Below are 19653 nucleotides of genomic sequence, written 5' to 3'. Positions count from 1 at the left end.
TACCAATATTTAATGCGGAAAATAGTCTTTATTATTCTAATTGGGTGCCTTATTGGCCTCAGTTTCGGACTCAGGTATGCATGGAAATCCTTTCCCCTAATTAGCGCCTATGGGGCCAAAATCATGTGCAGCTGTGTGTTTGTAGCCGAACGGACGGAAAGCTCGGTAAATCGGCAGGAGTTGGATGCATTCCCCATCAACTTGGGAACATTTGATGTTGATCGGACGGGCAACAAAGTAACCGGATCCATATTTGGAACAGCCCAAAGAATCGCCATATTCCGGCCAGGTCAAGGTTGTACCCTATTGGCAGGTCTGGATGAAAGTACAGTCAGAAACCAGCCATATTTTGTTCCAAATACGCCTGAATGGGATCAGGATACTGTTTCCTGGCCATCGGGAAACAAAATAAATGTGATCATTCGAAGCGAATTGCGATATCAACGGATACAAGAACTTATTGATATTGAATTTGAAGATCCGGTTAAAAAATCCCAGCTCACCCATATGATACTGGTCGTTCATGGAGGGGAACTGGTGGCGGAAGGATATGGCAATGACCATGAAATTCATACCAAACATACCTCTTGGTCTATGGGCAAAAGCGTAATGGCTTCTCTGATCGGATTGCAAGTGGACAAAGGCATGCTAAGTTTGGACCAAACGGGAATATATCCGGACTGGACGGATGATAGAAGCCAAATATCCCTTACCCATATGCTTCAGGCGACGAATGGCTTGGATTGGGTTGAAAATTATGGTGGTGTCTCAGACGCTACGAATATGCTTTTTCTCAAACCGGATGCGGCAAAAGTGGCGGCCTCCAAACCCTTAAAATACAAGCCCGGATCCGTGTTCTATTATTCCAGTGGAACCACCAATATACTTTCAAAATTCCTTCGCAACCAGCTTGGAGACGAAAGGTATCAGAAAATGCCCTATGAAGATTTTTTCTATCAGATCGGCATGCATAACACGATAATGGAAAAAGATGCCTCTGGAACTTTTGTAGGCTCCTCCTTTATCTTTGCACCGGGAAGGGACTGGGCCAGATTTGGACTATTGATGCTGAACAAGGGGAATTGGGAGGGAAAGCAAATCTTGTCAGAGGAATGGGTGAACTTTGTCACTACCCCTACTTCGGTTGCACCATTAGGCGAATATGGAGCCCAATGGTGGTTGAATGCGGGTGAGGTGGATAGTCCGGAAAACAAACTCATACCCAAACTACCCAATGATGCTTTCTATGCAGGCGGATTTGAGGGTCAATGGGTGCTGGTGATCCCCTCGGAGGACTTAGTTATCGTGCGGTTAGGTTATACTCCCAAGAAAGAATTTAGTATCGAAGATTTTACGTTATCGGTCATAGAAGAACTACCCAAAAATAATTGAAGACCCATGTTGATCTGGATAAAATTTAGTTGAATTTCCAGTTCTCTGACACCTATTTCCAACCTTTTCATTTTTAACTTTTCAATAACATTACATATTCCTATCCTACTTCAACTTTGAAACCCTAACAACTATATTTCCTCGATAATTGAGCTACCCCTACTTTCATCCCCTGATGTCCACTTCCAGGTTTCATGAAGGCGAATTTTCCCGTTTGTCATTATTTCCGGTTTTGACCGACAAATTCCGGTCATTAGTTTTCCTTTTATATTAACTTGGTGATACCGCATGTCAATATTGCCTTTCTCATCTACCAACCCAATAAGCTGACCTTTCTTTATCGCACCTCCGGAATAGGAGGCTGTCAAAATATTGCCATCCTGTAGATAATGAAAAATAGTATCACTGGAGGTTTCCCCATTTTCGGAATTGATTGTAGGCTTGAATTTTCGGTTATGGTAATTCATCATTTTTAGCGTTCTTTTCTTTAAATCTATTTTCTAAAATTTGGCTGTGCAGTTTAAGAACTTTTGTCTTTTACCAAATCCCCGGACAAGCTTGCGTCGGTATCCACTACCTTTATCTTTCGAATAAGCGGAATACATAGTAAACTGATCAAAATGGCCCAATAACCAATCCACTCGAAATTTAGTAATCTTCCGTCAGCACTCTCCACCAATATCATTCCTCCCATAAAAGACGCCACACCTGCGCTAAACTGCTGAACGGCCGAGTTAAAGCTTAGAAAACTGCCCCTGTTCTCCGGCTTGGCGGTACCGGTAATTAACGCTGCGGCCGGAACCATCCTCCCATTGGAAGTAACAAAAAAAATGGTGGAAACAAGCAGGGCAAACCCTATTGGAGTTACACCCAAGTTGGTGATGATTCCGATAGGAATCACATTTAAACTCATGAAAATCGTAAATACCCGAATCTTCCCATATTTATCCGTAAGCCTTCCGACCCAAGGAGAGGTAAATACTGTGAAAAAGCCTCCCGCCATATAAATATACGTCAACTGGATTTCGGAAAATCCCACATTGGAAACCATAAATGGACTAAGAAATGGAATTACCGTAAACTGCCCCAACATCATCAGAACTGTGAGTAAGATAGCCCGCATCTGATTGGCATTACCCGTAACCCGGCGAATGACCAGCATGGGACTGGGCTTGTTTTCCTTGGATACCAAATGGGATGTAATGGAAGGTACGTATTTGTAGATCAATCCCAAAATCACCACGGACAATATAGCCAAGAAGAAAAAAGGAGCATGCCAAGAGGAGAGGCTTGCGATAAACAATCCAAAAGGAACTCCCACCACCGAAGCAACCGAAAAGGCAGCCATCACCAAGCCCATAGCCCTTCCCCTTCTATTGTCGGGTATGGCATCTCCAATTATTGCAAGTACCAGTGCGGAAGTAAGGCCTCCAAACACCCCGGAGATTATTCTGGCAATCAGCAACACGAAATAATTGGGTGAAAGGGCACAGGCAAGGGTTCCCATCAAGAAGCCTAGAAACACCCACATCAATATGGTTCTGCGGTCGTATTTGTCCAAAAAGAATGCCCCCAGAAAGCTACTTGCCCCGGCACTGAAGGTATAGGAAGACACCAGCAATCCAAATTCCTTTGGTGTAATTTCAAAGATCCGCATAAGCTGTGGCCCAAGCGGCATAAGAATCATAAAGTCTACAATATGCGTAAAATTGATGGCCGCCAGCGTCCAGAGCAAAAGTTTTTCCTTTGACATGCTTTCAAAATCTCCCAATCAAAACCTTAGCCTACTGCTAAAAGTTCTGGTAATTTTCAATTAACAATAGGGAGTAAATTTTAGTGTTATATTGATACCAATCTTTCATTCTTGGATCAATTTTGCTGTATTTAAAAGTACACAAATATATTGTTTGTATAAATACTCCTAGATACCTGTCTCACAATAGATTAAAAGGCAATATTCACTCTGAAATAGTTACAAGTGAAATTAAAATAGTTATTTTGGTTCTTTTTTTGGTGAACTAGAAAAACCTTTTTACCTTTGTGGCGTTAGTGCTTACAATAATCTGAATACTGTGTCGAATTCGCTCACTACAAAGCAAGAAGAACTCATAGAAAAAATAGGAGTGTTCCACGAACAACGGGGCATGCAACCTTTGATGGGGCGAATATTGGGGCTTTTAATGGTTTTAGAAGATGCGGAAGCAACCTTCGACGAAATAGTGGAAAAACTCCAGGTCAGCAAAAGTGCTGTCAGCAATGCGCTCAACTTTATGCAGGTAAAAAATTTCATTGCCTACCGTACAAAAATAGGTGACCGAAAACGGTATTTTTACCTTAGAATGGGAGAAAACTGGGAGACAGATTTAACACATGAAATCATGGAACTTACCAAAATAAATGATTTCTTTAAAGAAGTTTTGGAATTAAGGAGTAATAAACATCCTGAATTCAACAAAAATCTTACATGCATATCGGAGTTTTTGGAATTCTTTAAAGAACAGGTCCCAGTACTGCTGGAAAAATTTAAAAATAAGAAAAACTAAAAAATTTATCTTTATAGTTCTTTTTTTACCGAACTAAATGAATTTACTATTTAAATCACAACATACTCTTATGTACAAAGTTTTGATAATAGGCTATATAATACTTATTAGCCTACCGGCGCTCGGTCAAGAATTGGACCCAAGCTCAGCTTCTAACCTCCAAACCATTACCCTCAAAGAGACCCTAAAAATTGGACTGAAAAACAACAGGGACATTAAGAAAGCCCTACTCGACGAAACAGCCGCCAAGTATCAGCGGGAGGAAATCAGAGGTTCCGGATTGCCTCAATTAAAAGCATATGGGAACTACAATAATTTCCTGCAGGTATTTCCCCAGGCTGTGCCAAGTGGACTCTTTGGACCCAGTGAACCTGGAGGGGTGGATGTAATAGCCTTGGGTGTCCCCCATTCTTTACAGGCCGGGGTACAAGTAAATCAATTGCTGTTTAGCAGTTCTTATCTAATCGCACTGAAAGCAGCCAAAACATCGGAAGAGTTTTATAAGGTTCTATCATCGAAAACGGAGGAGGAAGTTATTTACGAAATTGCAGTGAATTATTTGGGAAGTATCCAGCTTGAATTGCAAAAAGAAAACTTATTGGCCAATATCGACCAACTCCAAGGACTGAAAACGATACTGGAGGCTCAAGTGGCTAATGATATGGTTAGAAAGATCGACCTGAATCGGGTGAGAGTAAACCTTTCAACCTTGGAAAGCGAACTGGAGAATTTGGAAATCGGTATATTCCAAAGCTTAAGTTACCTGAAATTACTCATGGGAATGCCTATGGGGGATGACATCTCGCTTGATGTTGCTCAAGGGGAAACTGACATGTACTTCGGCTCATTTCAGATTTCCGCCCTGGATATTCAGGACCGAACGGATATCCAACTCCTTGACATACAAAAAACACTTTTGAACCAGGAGTTTAGAAATGCCCGTGCCGCAAAACATCCTTCTCTTATTGCATTCGGTGATATTAATAGAAATGCCTTCTCTACAAGTTTTGATTTTTTGAACCAAGGAAAAGTTTGGTACCAGGGTTCTTTGATAGGTCTGAAGTTGGAAGTTCCCATTTTTGATGGTTTTGTATCTAAATCCAAGGCGGCTCAGTCCAAGGTTAGATCCAGACAGTTGGAAGAGGACCGACGGCTTGCTGAGGATGCTGCATCCATGGAGTATTCAAATGCATCCAAAAAATACTTCAACTCGCTAAAAACGCTGCGGGCGACGGAAGATAATCTTTCATTATCCAATGAAATCCTGTCGGAAACCAAAATGCTTTATAAGGAAAATCTTAGTCCGCTCACTGACCTTCTGGAAGCAGAATCTGTGCAACGCAGTGCCCAGGCAAACTATAACAATCAACTGATTCAAGTACAACTTGGCCAAGTGGAAATCCTCAAAGCAACGGGAAAAATCAGAAACCTCCTTTTATAGGAAAGAACCTTTCAAAATACAATACCAGCCCAATTTACCGATTTGCAATTGCTTATAGAGAATTTTAAAAAGTTCCTAGGTGCACATTTGCGCTCAAAATCGACACTTAAAAAATAAAATCACATCTGAAATGAAAAAACTAATCCTCGTTTTATTGCTCATTGCCGGAGGCGGAGCGGTAGCTTTTACCCTGTATAACAACAAGGCAGAGATGGAAGAAACAACCGCCAAAGCCATGCAGCCAACAAACCATATTCCGGTTACACTTGAAAAAGTAAGTCTACAGTCCTTTGACAGAACTTACGAAGCCAACGGCGTATTGGAGCCATTTCAGGAAGTTATCCTAATGTCCGAAACAAGCGGTAGCGTTGTAAAAATTCTGAAAAAGAAAGGGGATTTTGTAAACAAAGGGGATCTAATCCTTCGTATAGATGACCAACTCATACAAGCTGAATTACTTATTGCAACCTTAAATAAAGAGAAATCCGCTAAGGATTTACAACGGTTCAGCAACCTCTCCGAAACCGACGCCATCACCAAAAAACAATTGGAAGATGTGGATGTCGCTTACCAAATTGCCGAGGCACAATTGAAGGCGATCCAGAAGCGCACGGATGATACTAAGATAAAAGCTCCGATATCCGGATATATAAATGATGACTTTTATGTTCCTGGAACACTGGTAAGCCCCGGAATGCCATTGGCACATATAATCAACAAAAGCCCTCTTCAATTGGCGATTCATGTATCAGAGTATGAAATCACTCAGATAAACAAAGGCGACAAATTCCCCGTCAAAATCAATTCCCTTCCAAATCAGCAATTTGAAGGGGAGGTAACTTTTATTTCTGATACTGGTGATGCTTCCTTTAAGTATGAGGTAGTATTGGTCATTAAAAATCAGGACACCAGTCTACTTAAACCGGGTATGTTTGGGACAGCCACCTTTTCCTCCAAATCCACTGGAGAATCCATCGTGATCAATAGAAAATCCCTAACAGGGGGATTGAAAGATCCGGGTGTTTTCAAAGTGGAAAATGACAGAGCTGTATTTCATCCCATAAAAGTAAAGCCACTAAACGCTTCATTAGTTGAGGTAACTGAAGGATTGAGTGCGGGTGATGAGATTATTGGAACGGGTTTGATCAACGTGAAAGAAGGCATCCAAGTAAAGGTCCAATAATATGCAACTGACAAAAATATCTATCAAACGGCCATCCATGGTGGTGGTCACGTTCACGGTACTGACCTTACTTGGATTGTTTTCATACTTCCAGCTTTCTTATGAGCTGATTCCAAAGTTCAGCCCCAACATCATCACCATTTCTACCGTGTATCCTGGGGCTTCCCCTTCGGAGGTGGAAAACTCAGTAACCAAGAAAATCGAAGATGCTGTTGCTTCATTGGAGGGAATCAAAAGTATCCAGTCTACTTCGATGGAAAGTATATCCATCATTACGATCGAACTTGGAAACGACGCCGATGTGGATCTTTCCTTGCAGGACGCCCAGCGAAAAATCAATTCCATACTCGGAGATTTACCGGACCAGACAGATCCTCCAAGCTTAGGTAAGTTTGACTTGGGTGATTTACCCATCATGCAGATGGCTGTGTACTCCGGATTGGAGACGGCGGAATTCTACGATTTGATAAAAAACCGAATTCAGCCCTCACTTGCACAAATAGACGGGGTAGCTCAAATCAATATTTTGGGGGGCAACGAAAGGGAAATAAAAATTAATCTGGATAGAAACAAAATGGAAGCTTACGGTATATCCCCCATTGCTGTTTCTCAAGCACTTGTTAAAGGCAACTTGGATTTCCCCACAGGAAGAATCAAAAATCAGGAGGGCCAAGCACTTATCCGATTAGCTGGAAAATTCACATCTCTGAGGGAAATCGAAGAACTGGTAGTGGCCTATCGACAAGATCAATCACCAATCCGGTTAAAGGAAATCGCTGAAGTACAGGATGACTTCAAAGAAAGTAGTATAATAAACCGGCTGAACGGTAAAGATGCCATAGGTCTAACGGTCCAGAAACAATCCGATGCCAATGCGGTAGAAGTAGCTGAAAAAGTTTTGGAAACCATCGGAGAGATCGAACATTCCTACCAGGCAGAGGGGATCAGTTTCCAAATTTCTCAAGACAGCTCGGAGTTTACGCTGGAAGCTGCCAATGATGTGATCAAGGATTTGTTGATTGCAGTAGTCTTGGTGGCCTTGATTATGCTGCTGTTTTTGCACAGTATCCGAAATGCCGTTATTGTAATGATAGCCGTACCGGCCTCTATCGTAGCCACGTTTACCATTATGTACCTTGCGGGGTTTACCCTCAACCTAATGAGTTTGCTTGCACTTTCTTTGGTAGTGGGTATCCTAGTGGATGATGCGATTGTTGTGATTGAAAATATTTACCGTCACTTGGAAATGGACAAAACTATTGCACAAGCTTCCTATGACGGCATTCGGGAAATTGGCGGCACTGTTGTATCTATCACCTTGGTAATTGTGGTCGTTTTTGTACCTCTAACCCTAACAGGAGGATTGATTTCCGGCATCCTAACTCAGTTTAGTATCACCGTGGCCTCAGCGACATTGATTAGTCTATTGGTAGCATTTACGCTTATTCCCCTACTTACATCCCGCTTTTCAAAACTTGAGCATATTAATCCTTCCAGCTTCTTTGGAAAAGTTGTAAATGGGTTTGAACATAGTCTGGACTCCTTTGTAGATGGAATCATTGACATGCTAAAATGGAGTTTTGGGCATAAATCTATCGTTCTTGTTGCTACACTAGTTTTGTTTATTTCATCATTTCTTTTAGTTAGCCAAGGATATGTGGGAAGTGAATTTATTTCTGAAGGAGACCGGGGAGAGTTTATAGTAAGGATAGAGCTGCCCAAGGATGCCACCTTGGAACAAACGAATTTCAAAACCCAGGAAGTGGAAAACTATCTGAGTAGCCTGCCTGAGGTTACCGAAATCTTTACCACTGTGGGAGTTACCAGTGGTGCTATATCGGGAACTCAGTCCGTCCCCTATACTGCGGAAGTGGCTGTAAAGCTAGTTCCTAAAAAAGATCGGGCTCAGGATGGACCATCCCTAGCCCGTGATGTGGAAAGGTATCTACAGGAAAACCTGATAGGGGCAGAATATACGGCTGTGCCCATATCCATTTTAGGAACGGCCAATGATGCACCAATTCAAGTGATCGTTTCCGCTCCAGATCAGGAAAACCTACAAAAGGCCGCAATTATGGTCTACGAAGCATTGGAGCAAATCCCGGGAAGTAGAAAGGTCAAAAGTTCCATTGAGGAAGGAAATCCGGAAATCCGGGTGGAAGTAGACCGGGACAGAATGAACGCACTTGGCCTGTCTCTGGATGTTGTAGGCGGCACCATGCAGATCGCCTTCAACGGTGATGACAATTCCCAATTCAGAGATGGTGAGTTTGAGTACGACATCTTGGTACAATTGAATGAGTTTGACAGGAAGTCACTGGCAGATGTGGAAAGCATTTCATTACCAAACAACAAAGGCGAATTGATAAAACTCAGCCAATTTGCCACTGTGACCCAATCTGAGGGCCCCAGCAAGCTGGAACGCAGAAACCGGATGGCTTCGGTCAAGATTCAATCCCAAGTGGCAGGTATTCCATCCGGAACTGTAGGTGCGGAATTGCAGTCAAGAATAAACGGGATGGAATTTCCCGAACAAGTCCAGATAGCCTATGAAGGGGATATGAAAAACCAAAGTGACGGTTTTGGGAGTTTGGGGCTTGCCCTGCTAGCTTCTGTGCTTATGATATATTTAATCATGGTCGCCCTTTACGATTCATATATCTATCCGTTGGTGGTCATGTTTTCTCTGCCCCTTGCCATTATCGGTTCACTTCTGGCACTTGCATTAACTAAAGGCACCTTAAGCATTTTCAGTATCATGGGAATGATCATGCTTATGGGCTTGGTAGCCAAAAACGCAATCTTATTGGTGGACTTTACCAATCAACTCAAAGCTGTCGGCGTCCCTGTAAAAACTGCCCTCGAAAAGGCCGTTAAAATTCGGTTTAGACCCATTTTGATGACCACTTTGGCGATGGTTTTCGGTATGATGCCGATTGCGTTGGCGGGTGGTGCAGGGGCTGAGTGGAAAAACAGCTTGGCCTGGGTTATTATCGGAGGACTTATTTCATCTATGTTTCTAACCTTAATTATAGTGCCTGTCATATACTATGTCTTTGATCGGATATTGGAAAAACTCGGTCTCGACAAGAAAAAAGAAATTGCACTCGAAGACACACCTGTTGAGGAATTTGAATCAGAAGCTGCTGCCTATGTGTAAGTCCCTGGAATTTGCCGGAAGTCGAGTACTGGCGTCCGGCACCAGGGAACCATCATTAATTTAACATACTCTAAAATGAACCATTATTCAAAACTTCGAAAAATTGCCGCCATCTTTCATTTGTACGGAATAAGCCTATCCGGCAAAAGAAAATACGATAACCTTTACAAGGATCTCAACATGGATCAGGCATTTGTCCTTGGACTAATCTTTGATTTGGAACTCGCCTTACAAACCCAGCTCGATGATGACACGGCTTACGGGGCTCAAATACCCGCCCTTCTTATACAAAAATTAGTTGCTTGATAAAATTGAGGGGGAAGAGCCACTGGTTATTTTACGATTGTTGATGGTCGGCGTTCGGTCCAGTAGTCAACTTCCCCCTTATTTGTGTTTTTTTAACTCCTACAGTGAACTCGAAAAGTGAGGTGTAGCGGCTGATTTTTTAGCGTTTTAAGTCCGCAATAGAAATCCTAGTGCCTATTCCGGGTTAAATAACCACAAAATTGCCACGCAATGGAAGGTGGAATATTTACTATATGTAACAAAAGTCACCTACAACCTTACCAAAACATCCTAAATTGCAGCTTATGTTCTTATTCCAACAAAAGAATTACTATTTGATCATTCTGGGCTTAGCTCTGATGCTGGTAATACCTTGTTCGGTAAAGCAGGACATAAAACAAAACTCTGCCAGTAAAAACCAACAAAGAACAACCATAGATAAAACTTCCTGCCAAAGCGTAAGGGATTTTGAACGGTCCTATAAAAAATTTGTAGCAAAAAAACATATAGATTCTTTTAAAACTGACTCAAAAAACATTTTTTCATTCGAAAGTGTAATAAAACTTTCAGTTCTTGACTTATTCAACGCACAAAAAGAACGTGTTCCCACATACATTTTGAATCAACGCTTTCTGATTTGATAAATATCAACTTTTGATAACCAAGAAACGTATCCAAAAAATTAGAATACAATGAACAACAAAATTTTAGTGAACGGAATTTCAGTTCTGATTTTCCGCATGAGTCTTAGCGGCATATTTATTACAGCCGGTATTTCCCATCTTATGCACCCTGAGGAGGTTGCAAATCGAATTAATTCTGCGGCATTTGGCCAATTTGCAGGGAGTATTGGCGACCCCTATTTCTTAGGTCTAATTACAGGGTATTTCCTTCTAATTTTTGGACTGCTCCTTTTTAGTGGCGTCTTTACCCGTTGGTCAGCATTAATCCTTTTTATGCTGCTAATCCCTATTACAGTCACCATTCAATTGGGCAATGGGATATTACACGGGCCACTATGGAAAAACATAGCCATATTCGGAGGACTGGTCTTCTTTATAGTCAACAATCCAAAAGTTTTCAGCATTTACAACAAATAAACCAAAACAATCATGTACAAATATATAATCTTGATTACAATGACAATTGCCATTCTTGGTGCGGGGAATATCTACGGGCAATCAAAAAGCGAGGTCCAACAAACCGAACAGGCAGTCAAAATGGACGGTAAATATGGTATTTTAGTTATGAAAGCTCAGCACCTGAAAGCGGCAATCTTAACAGGAAAGCAGTTAAAAGATAAAAGTCAGCTAATTGATTTTCAAATATTGGTTTGTGGTGAATTGGTTAAAGAAATCTCCAATGAAGTAGACCTCCAAAAGGTCATCAGAGAATCAGTAGCTGAAAAGGGTCTAAAAATACTGGTTTGCGGATTGTCCATTCACCAATTCCAAGTAGATACAACCAACTTACCCAAGGAAGCTTCCATCACTGAAAATGGTCTTCTGTATATGTTCGGTTTACAGGAGCAGGGGTATAAAACAGTAATACTTTAATAAAAAAACATACAATGAGAATAACAGCTTTAGTTATCTTAACCTTAATTTGGCTTAACTCATGCCAAAGTAATCCAATCACCATGAGTGAGGAAACTATCACCATACTACAGACAGCGGATATTCATGCCTATCTGAATCCACATGACGAATTATACGTGGAAGGAGACAGTATCCATTTTCGAAAAGCCGGTGGGCTGGCACATATTAAAACCCTTGTCGACAGTATCCGGAACAACAACCCCGACGGCACCCTGTTTATTGACGGTGGGGATCTAATTCAGGGAAGTGGAGCAAGCGTTTTGTCCAAAGGCAGTATTTTCCCCCCTATCGTCACCGCCATGCAGTATGACTTACTTATTCCCGGTAACTGGGAGGTAATTTATGGAAGGCAGATCATGACGGAGGTGATGAACAAGTACGGCACAAATGTTATTGCCGCAAATATGTTTGATGACGACACACAGGAAACCCTATTCCCTCCCTACTGGACTACCGTCAAGAAAGGGGTGAAAATAGGTTTTATTTCCTACAATGACCCGGAGATACCTGAGCGTCAAAACCCGGAGTATAGTAAGGGGATTAAATTTCAACCCGTAGAGGAAAATCTGAAACAGTTGATAACACAACTTAAAAATGAAGAACAGGTTGATATCCTTTTTTTGGTCACCCACATAGGCATTTCCAAGCAGGTTATGCTGGCCAACAACCCCTTGGTTGAAGGTGTTGATTTCATCTTAGGGAGTGACACCCACGAGCGGATCAGAAAGCCCATTCAAGGCAAATACACCTTGGTGGTCGAACCGGGGGCTTTTGGTTCGTTTCTGGGTAAATTGGATATTAAAGTCAGGGACAAGCGTATGGTGGACTACACATACGATTTATTGGATGTTTCTCCCGATAAATATAGCGCAGACCCCATCGTACAGGACATTATAGACGCTGAAATGCTTCCGTACGAAGAGGAAATGGAAAGGGTATTGGGCTATACTTCTACACCTATATATAGGTATTTGGTAGTTGAAAATCCCATGGACAATTTTATTACGGATGCCCTGCTTTGGAAGACGGGAGTCGATTTCGCGACCTCTAACGGGTTTAGATTTGGTGTTCCGATCCTCCCTGATGAAAGTGGCAAGAAAGCCATAACGAAAGCGGACTTATGGAGAATGCTTCCTGTAGACGAACACATGAAAATCGGAAAGGTAACAGGTCTTCAAATACAGGAGTGGCTGGAAAAAGAAATCAACAACGTTTTTGCAAGTGACTATACAGAGAGATTTGGAGGGTGGTTAGTCCGTTTTTCCGGGTTGGAATTAAAATTCGACAGCTCTGGAGAAGCGGGTAAACGTATTCAAGAAATCCGAATACAAGGAATACCCCTTGATTTAAATAAAACATACACCATGGCTTCCTGCAACCGGACAGGTGAACCATTGACAACCATGTGTCGGCTGAAAAACGCTTCAGAGGTTACTATAGAGTCTTATACGCTCCATGATGCGGTTGAAGCTTATTTAAAGGAAGTCGATACGGTTAGTCCAAAACTGGATGGCCGATCGATTGCAACCGACTTAGGTCCGGGAGCTTTTTCCCAAATGAAGGAAGGAGATTATGAATTTAGGTAGTTTGCTTAAGCAAGTGCTTGCCTAATAAATTGAAAAAGCCGCTCCATGCATTCAAAATACATGGAGCGGCTTTTATATTGTGTGTTTTTTTTGATTATGAATTTTGTCAGCACTATTCTAATCTATCCCCCGACCGTACTTAACCCTGGCAAAACACTTTCCACAGCTATTTTCTCCAAAGCATACACAAACCTGTCCAAGTCATCTAAACTGGTATAAACGTGAGGCGACACCCTGACACAATTAATATTGCCATATACAATAGAGGTGGTATGAATTTTATATTTCTCTAACAATGTATTCCCCAACATCTGTGGGTTTATGCCGTCTATGGATACACCGGCGATGGCACAACTATAGGCAGGTTGCAGTGAGGTATGAAGCATTACGCCGGGAATTTCCCTTGCCTTCTCCGCCCAGTAGTTTTTCAGATAGCGTACGCGTTCCTCTTTCCGTTTGGCTCCAATGGCGTTGTGAAAGTTTAAGGCCTCTCCTATTCCCTGCTCTATTGGAAAACTACGGGTACCGAGAGTTTCAAATTTCCGAATATCACTGCTTTTGGGGTCCCCGTTGCAGAGTAGCGGCCATACCTTTGAGATTTTATCCCTTTTGATCCAAAGCATTCCGCTGCCAATTGGTGCAGAGAGGTATTTGTGCAGGCTGGTGCCAAAGTAATCCCCTTCCAATTCCGGAATTTTAAAATCCAGTAGTCCAAATGAATGTGCACCATCTACAACCACCTCAATGCCCCGTTCATGGGCCATGCGACATATTTTCTGAACTGGCATGATTTGTCCCACCCAATTGATCACGTGAGTTACGTGAATGATTTTGGTCTTGGAGGTAATGGCAGAGCGATAAGCCTCCACAATTACCTCCTCGTCTTCGAGTGGAAAATCAAAGCTCAACTGCTTATATACAATACCTTCCCGCTGCTGACGCTGACGCCAGGCCTGCATCATATTGGGATAATCCTGTTCGCAACCAATAACCTCGTCACCCTTGCTGAGGTCCAATCCAAAAATAACCGTGTTCAACGCTTCTGTCGCATTTCGGTTGACGGCAATTTCTTCCGGATCACATCCCGCAAGTAAGGCTAGTTTTTCCCGCAAAGGTTCCCTTCCCTGATCCAAAATCCGCCACATATAATAGGAAGGTGCCTGGTTGGAAAGCAAATTGTATCTTTCTACTGCCTGCTGTACGACCAAGGGTGAGGGGGACACACCACCGTTGTTGAGATTCATCACGGGGGATGAACTGGCGGTGTATCCACGCTGGACTACAGACCAATAGTCCTCGTTTGCCGCAACCTTAAGTGCAGAATCTCCAGATAGTTTCCGATGTAGACTTTTCCACTCCTCGGCATGAAGTTCGGAGAAAATGCTCGTAGCGGAAAAGGCACCAGTTAGCGCCAATGCTTTCTTGACGAACGAACGACGGTTTTCGTTTGATTTCATAATGTTTTTATTTGGTTAGTGGTCAAGTTTGAGGGTACTAAAGAAGGAATTCGGTTTCTATGACAAAAGTATTCAATAATTTAAATAAGGACTTAAAAATAAACCAAAATCCATGGTTTCACAACAATACCACCGTTTTAACGTGTAATTTTCAGGAATCAATCTGAATTTTTCGATGTAAGGAAATAATTCATTACGAACGGATGATTTAACCTTTTGCGAATTCCATTGTAGGTCTGCGGGAAAAATGTCAATTTTGTTTTCAAATTCATGTTTCACTGCTATGCGGGATATAAAATTGGTAGAAGTACGTTCAGAACTTGCGGCAGGAACACGGGGTGCAAGCATGGGCATTGATGCCTTAAAAGTGGCAAGCTTGGACAAAAAGTCAAATTTCTTTTCCCGGTTTGACCCAATAAATGTGCCCGATGCCAACAACTATCTTTGGAGAGGAAACGACCACCCCTATGCCAAATATGTAGATGGTGTCTATGAGGTTCTTCAAAACGTCCATCAGACGATAAAAGACTTACGTCTAAATAAAAAATTCCCCATTATCTTAGCCGGTGACCACTCTACCGCCGCAGGCACGATAATGGGTATCAAGTCCGCTAATCCGGATAAACGGTTGGGAGTAATTTGGATAGATGCACATGCTGACCTCCATACGCCTTTTACTACACCGTCTGGAAATATGCACGGTATGCCATTGGCAATATGCCTTGGTATAGACAATTTGGAATGCAAGGTCAACCAACCCCTCCCCGGTACGGTTGGTTTTTGGGAGAAAATCAAGCATATCGGCGGTGTCGAACCGAAGATACTTCCCCAAGACATAGTTTTCATTGCAGTGCGAGACACTGAAATGCCTGAAGAGTATCTGATGAAAACCTATGGCATCCGGAATTTTAACGTGGCAGAAATCCGGCAAAAGGGAGTGCCTAAAATTTGCCAGCAAGCTCTTGAACATCTGAATGACTGTGATCAAATTTATATATCCTTCGACGTGGATAGTTTGGACAGTTCCATTTCATTGGGTACTGGCACTCCGGTTCCTGATGGGCTGACAGAGATTGAAGCCATGGAGTTAAACGCAGTGCTAATCAAAGACAAACGTGTGTGCTGTTGGGAAATCGTGGAAGTGAATCCAACGTTAGATTCAGAAAACAGGATGGCAGAAATTGGGTTTGAAATTTTGGAATCCACCACGCATATGTTGGTGGAGAATTTCTAAAAACCCCTTATGTACGCTACTCCAATGTATTAAAAGCTAAACCCCACAAATTCAAGGAAACCCGTATATTTGCAGTTCAATTGACATAGTAAGCAGCTATCTGCCTGCGATACCTTACCGAAGTTTACCTGATGGACATAGAAAACGAATTAATTCAGCATATTTCTTACGCATTCAAATCCCTTTTCAACCACGAAGTAAGCCCTGATGACCTGGCTCTTCAGCCTACCCGAAAAGAATTTGAAGGGAACTACACGTTTGTGCTTTTTCCATATCTTAAGGTAACCCGGCTATCCCCAGAGGAAAGCGGAAAAAAGTTAGGCGCCTTTTTACAACAAGAGTTACCCTTTGTTTCAGGCTTCAATGTGATCAAAGGTTTTCTGAATATTTCCCTCTCCGAATCCCATTGGATACAGGTTTTCAACGATATACTTCGTCAGCAGGATTTTGGCCGCCTGCCAGCCAATGGAGAAAAGGTAATGGTAGAGTATAGCTCTCCAAACACCAACAAGCCCCTGCATCTGGGACATTTAAGAAATAACTTCCTAGGATATGCCGTGTCGGAAATCTTAAAAGCAAACGGCTATGATGTGATAAAGGCAAACCTGGTCAATGACCGAGGCATACATATTTGTAAGTCCATGGTAGCATACCAACATCTCGCTAACGGGGAGACTCCAGAAAGTTCCGGATTAAAAGGAGATCACCTAGCAGGAAAGTACTACGTCTTGTTTGACAGGGAATACAAGAGGCAACAGGAGGAATTGGTTTTGGCTGGAATGGACAATGAGGAAGCCAAGAAAAATGCACCATGGATGTTGGAAGCCCAGAAGATGCTGATCTTATGGGAAAAAGGAGATCCAGAAGTCGTATCACTTTGGAAAACCATGAATTCTTGGGTGTATGCAGGCTTCGAACAAACCTATCGCAAGATGGGCGTGGATTTTGACAAGATGTATTATGAATCCGACACCTATTTGCTGGGAAAAGACATTGTGGCCGAAGGGTTGGAAAAAGGAGTGTTTTTCAAAAAGGAGAACGGCTCGGTATGGGTGGATCTCAGTGAGGAGGGACAGGATGAAAAACTTGTACTACGAGGCGACGGAACCTCCGTCTATATCACCCAAGATATGGGAACAGCAGACCTTAAATACAGAGATTATCAGATCTCCCGCTCGGTATATGTTGTAGGCAACGAACAGGATTACCACTTTGATGTTTTGTTCAACATCATGCGCAAGCTGGGTCGACCTTATGGAGCCGGTTTGTATCACCTTTCCTATGGCATGGTAGACCTACCATCCGGCAGGATGAAGTCCCGTGAAGGCACCGTAGTTGACGCCGATGACCTGATGCAGGAAATGGTGGATACCGCTCGTTTACATACGCAGGAATTGGGGAAAATTGACGGATTTAGTCAAGAGGAGGCCGAGGCACTTTATGAGGATTTGGGATTAGGCGCTTTAAAATATTTCTTGTTAAAGGTAGACCCAAAAAAGCGTATGCTGTTTAATCCCGAGGAATCTATTGAATTTCAAGGAAATACAGGCCCATTTATCCAATATACTCACGCCCGGATTTCTGCGATCTTGCGTAAAGCTGATCAAATTGGTTTGGACTATACGGTTGACAGCCTAGAGGGGTTGGAGTATATTGGAGAAACAGAGAAAAATTTGATTATTCTTCTCCATGATTACGAAAAAAAGCTGACAACAGCAGCTCAGGAATACGCTCCTTCGGTAATTGCGCAGTATTTATTTGATTTATCCAAAGAGTATAACCGTTTTTACGCAGAACTTCCTATTTTTAGTGAAACAAAAGGTCAGCTTCAGTCCTTCCGCGTGGCGTTGTCCAAGCAAGTAGCCAAAACAATCAGGATCGGAATGAAGTTATTAGGCATACATGTACCCGAAAAAATGTAACTATGAAATCGAGCATGACGATAACGTCATACACTAGGATGAATATAAGCCATGCGAGATTCTCCCGAAAGTCGGGACAGGCTATGTGCCACCTGAAAAACAAATAATAAAACACATGAAATCGAGCATGACGAAAACGTCACACAGTGGGATGATTATCGTTGCGAGATTCCACCTGACCGTTAAAAATCAAATTATAAACAGATGAAAACATTATTAATTCTCCTAATCGCCTTCGCAGTTGCCTGCGGAAAACCTGCGGAATCAAGTGACTATTCTATTCAAGAAAGCAATCTTGTCGCTTTTGACGCTACTGAATCAACTTACATGGAAAAATCAATTTACGAATTCAAAATGAAAGATATCGACGGCAAAGATGTCGATTTCTCAACCTACAAAGGCAAAAAACTCTTGCTGGTAAATGTAGCTTCCAAATGCGGCTACACGCCCCAATATGCCGACCTTCAGGAACTGAACGAAAAATATGGGGACAAACTCACCATTCTTGCTTTTCCGGCAAACAATTTTGGTGGACAGGAGCCTGGAACGAGTGAGGACATCAAAGAATTTTGCACCGCCAATTATGGCGTAACCTTCCAGTTGTTTGAGAAAATTTCCGTAAAGGGGGTGGACAAGCATCCTTTATACAGATGGCTATCTGACAAGGATCTGAACGGATGGAATGATGCGGAGCCCTCTTGGAACTTCTGCAAATACCTAATTAATGAAGAAGGCGAATTGGTGAAATTTTTCCCTTCTTCTGTAAAGCCCTTGGATAATGAACTTGTTTCTCTCATTAACGCCTGATACATTTTAACAACTTATAAAATATAGTACAGATACAAACTCCCACGATGCCTAATACAGACATCGTGGGAGTTTGTGTGTTAGGAACATATTATTAACTATGACTTTGGAAATCACTCTTAAAGATAAAAGACAGGCTTGGTTCTACGCTTTTCGGCTTCGTACGCTACCCCTTGCTCTTTCCAGTATTTTTTTGGCCAGCTTTCTAGCGGCTAGTTCAGGAAACTTCCGTTGGGAAGTACTCATTTTGGCCTCTGTTACAACTATCCTACTTCAGGTCCTCTCCAACTTGGCTAATGATTACGGAGACAGTATTCACGGTGCAGACAGTTCGGAAAGAAAGGGGCCTATACGTGCGGTCCAATCTGGCGTGATTTCTACCGGGGAAATGAAGCGGGCTATTGTAATATTTAGCATACTGGCGTTAGTTAGTGGTCTGTTACTATTATATGTTGCATTGAGCGATTTCGTACTTTTTTCTGTATTCCTTGTCATAGGTCTAATTGCGATTGGAGCGGCAGTTACCTATACCTCAGGGAAAAACCCCTATGGATACATTGGTTTAGGGGATCTTTCCGTATTCATTTTTTTTGGCTTAACGGGGGTGGTGGGCACCTATTTTCTACATAGTCTTACCTTTGATCCGCTCATTCTGCTTCCAGCTACTTCTCTTGGATTGTTTAGCACCTGCGTATTAAACATCAATAATATTAGGGATATTGAGTCGGATAAAATGGCTGGTAAAAAATCTATTCCGGTGCGGATTGGAATTCGCGCAGCTATTAATTACAACTCGACCCTAATTCTTGCGGGAAACGTATCCATGGCAATTTTTTGCCTAATCACTGAAGCTTATGGAGGCTTTTTGTTTTTGGTTACAGTCCCATTAATGGTTCATATTGGTGTGGGAATAAATCAGGAGGCTTCCCCTTCCCAAATTGACCCTTTTCTGAAAAAAATGGCCATCGCAACCTTACTTTGGGTACTTGCCTTTGGGTTAGGTATCATAATTTTGTAAACAATATACCTCCAATCATTATAGATT

16 protein-coding genes are annotated in these 19653 nt (G+C 42.2%); 13 read left to right on the top strand and 3 right to left on the bottom strand.

The features are described 5' to 3' along the window. The first annotated feature begins 12 nt into the window (after positions 1 to 12). Positions 13 to 1392 (top strand): serine hydrolase domain-containing protein, encoded by a 1380-nt coding sequence (locus FQ608_RS06005; RefSeq protein ID WP_158856913.1) that lies wholly within the window; start codon positions 13 to 15, stop codon positions 1390 to 1392. 131 nt (positions 1393 to 1523) lie between these two features. On the opposite strand, the gene FQ608_RS06000 is transcribed toward FQ608_RS06005, so the two are convergent. Continuing rightward, a complete protein-coding gene (locus FQ608_RS06000; protein ID WP_158856912.1) occupies positions 1524 to 1862 on the bottom strand; it encodes a n-acetylglutamate synthase in 339 nt (112 codons plus the stop codon). 50 nt (positions 1863 to 1912) lie between these two features. Beyond that, complete coding sequence (locus FQ608_RS05995; RefSeq protein WP_158856911.1) at positions 1913 to 3145, bottom strand: MFS transporter; 1233 nt, start codon at positions 3143 to 3145, stop codon at positions 1913 to 1915. Positions 3146 to 3464: 319 nt separating this feature from the next. Here FQ608_RS05995 and FQ608_RS05990 point away from each other — a divergent pair, with 319 nt between their 5' ends. The 8 genes from FQ608_RS05990 (at position 3465) to FQ608_RS05955 (ending at position 13188) form a co-directional block, all read left to right on the top strand. Further along, the gene (locus tag FQ608_RS05990; RefSeq protein WP_234364086.1) at positions 3465 to 3935 is read left to right on the top strand and encodes a GbsR/MarR family transcriptional regulator; all 471 of its coding nucleotides are present in this window, start codon (positions 3465 to 3467) and stop codon (positions 3933 to 3935) included. 70 nt (positions 3936 to 4005) lie between these two features. Next, the gene (locus FQ608_RS05985; protein ID WP_158856910.1) at positions 4006 to 5376 is read left to right on the top strand and encodes a TolC family protein; all 1371 of its coding nucleotides are present in this window, start codon (positions 4006 to 4008) and stop codon (positions 5374 to 5376) included. Positions 5377 to 5506: 130 nt separating this feature from the next. Next, on the top strand, positions 5507 to 6559 hold the full coding sequence (locus FQ608_RS05980) for an efflux RND transporter periplasmic adaptor subunit (RefSeq protein ID WP_158856909.1): 1053 nt from the start codon (positions 5507 to 5509) through the stop codon (positions 6557 to 6559). 1 nt (position 6560) lies between these two features. Further along, entirely contained in the window at positions 6561 to 9719 is a 3159-nt protein-coding gene (locus FQ608_RS05975; RefSeq protein ID WP_158856908.1) for an efflux RND transporter permease subunit, read from the top strand. 75 nt (positions 9720 to 9794) lie between these two features. Then, complete coding sequence (locus FQ608_RS05970) at positions 9795 to 10025, top strand: acyl carrier protein (RefSeq protein ID WP_158856907.1); 231 nt, start codon at positions 9795 to 9797, stop codon at positions 10023 to 10025. A 671-nt stretch (positions 10026 to 10696) separates the two neighbouring features. Beyond that, complete coding sequence (locus FQ608_RS05965) at positions 10697 to 11104, top strand: DoxX family protein (protein ID WP_158856906.1); 408 nt, start codon at positions 10697 to 10699, stop codon at positions 11102 to 11104. 12 nt (positions 11105 to 11116) lie between these two features. Further along, positions 11117 to 11560, top strand: a complete 444-nt coding sequence (locus FQ608_RS05960) for a hypothetical protein (protein WP_158856905.1) — start codon at positions 11117 to 11119, stop codon at positions 11558 to 11560. 83 nt (positions 11561 to 11643) lie between these two features. Continuing rightward, entirely contained in the window at positions 11644 to 13188 is a 1545-nt protein-coding gene (locus tag FQ608_RS05955) for a bifunctional metallophosphatase/5'-nucleotidase (protein ID WP_234364085.1), read from the top strand. A 122-nt stretch (positions 13189 to 13310) separates the two neighbouring features. Here the strand turns inward: FQ608_RS05955 and FQ608_RS05950 are convergent, their stop codons facing one another. Continuing rightward, a complete protein-coding gene (locus FQ608_RS05950) occupies positions 13311 to 14645 on the bottom strand; it encodes an aminotransferase class V-fold PLP-dependent enzyme (RefSeq protein WP_158856903.1) in 1335 nt (444 codons plus the stop codon). Positions 14646 to 14928: 283 nt separating this feature from the next. Between FQ608_RS05950 and FQ608_RS05945 the strand changes: the two genes are divergently transcribed. The 4 genes from FQ608_RS05945 to FQ608_RS05930 all read left to right on the top strand — a co-directional run bounded on the left by FQ608_RS05945 (position 14929) and on the right by FQ608_RS05930 (position 19626). Continuing rightward, positions 14929 to 15879: an arginase gene (locus tag FQ608_RS05945; protein WP_158856902.1), complete on the top strand. Its 951-nt coding sequence runs from the start codon at positions 14929 to 14931 to the stop codon at positions 15877 to 15879. Positions 15880 to 16010: 131 nt separating this feature from the next. Continuing rightward, positions 16011 to 17801 (top strand): arginine--tRNA ligase, encoded by a 1791-nt coding sequence (argS, locus tag FQ608_RS05940; protein WP_158856901.1) that lies wholly within the window; start codon positions 16011 to 16013, stop codon positions 17799 to 17801. 204 nt (positions 17802 to 18005) lie between these two features. After that, the gene (locus tag FQ608_RS05935) at positions 18006 to 18608 is read left to right on the top strand and encodes a glutathione peroxidase (protein ID WP_199856320.1); all 603 of its coding nucleotides are present in this window, start codon (positions 18006 to 18008) and stop codon (positions 18606 to 18608) included. A 106-nt stretch (positions 18609 to 18714) separates the two neighbouring features. Further along, on the top strand, positions 18715 to 19626 hold the full coding sequence (locus FQ608_RS05930) for a 1,4-dihydroxy-2-naphthoate polyprenyltransferase (RefSeq protein ID WP_234364099.1): 912 nt from the start codon (positions 18715 to 18717) through the stop codon (positions 19624 to 19626). Positions 19627 to 19653 lie beyond the last annotated feature (27 nt).

The sequence above is a fragment of the Lunatibacter salilacus genome, assembly GCF_009797935.1.
GTDB classification, from domain to species: domain Bacteria; phylum Bacteroidota; class Bacteroidia; order Cytophagales; family Cyclobacteriaceae; genus Lunatibacter; species Lunatibacter salilacus.
The sequence above is the reverse complement of the archived record's forward strand: the minus strand, read 5'-3'. Positions and strand labels throughout refer to the sequence as shown.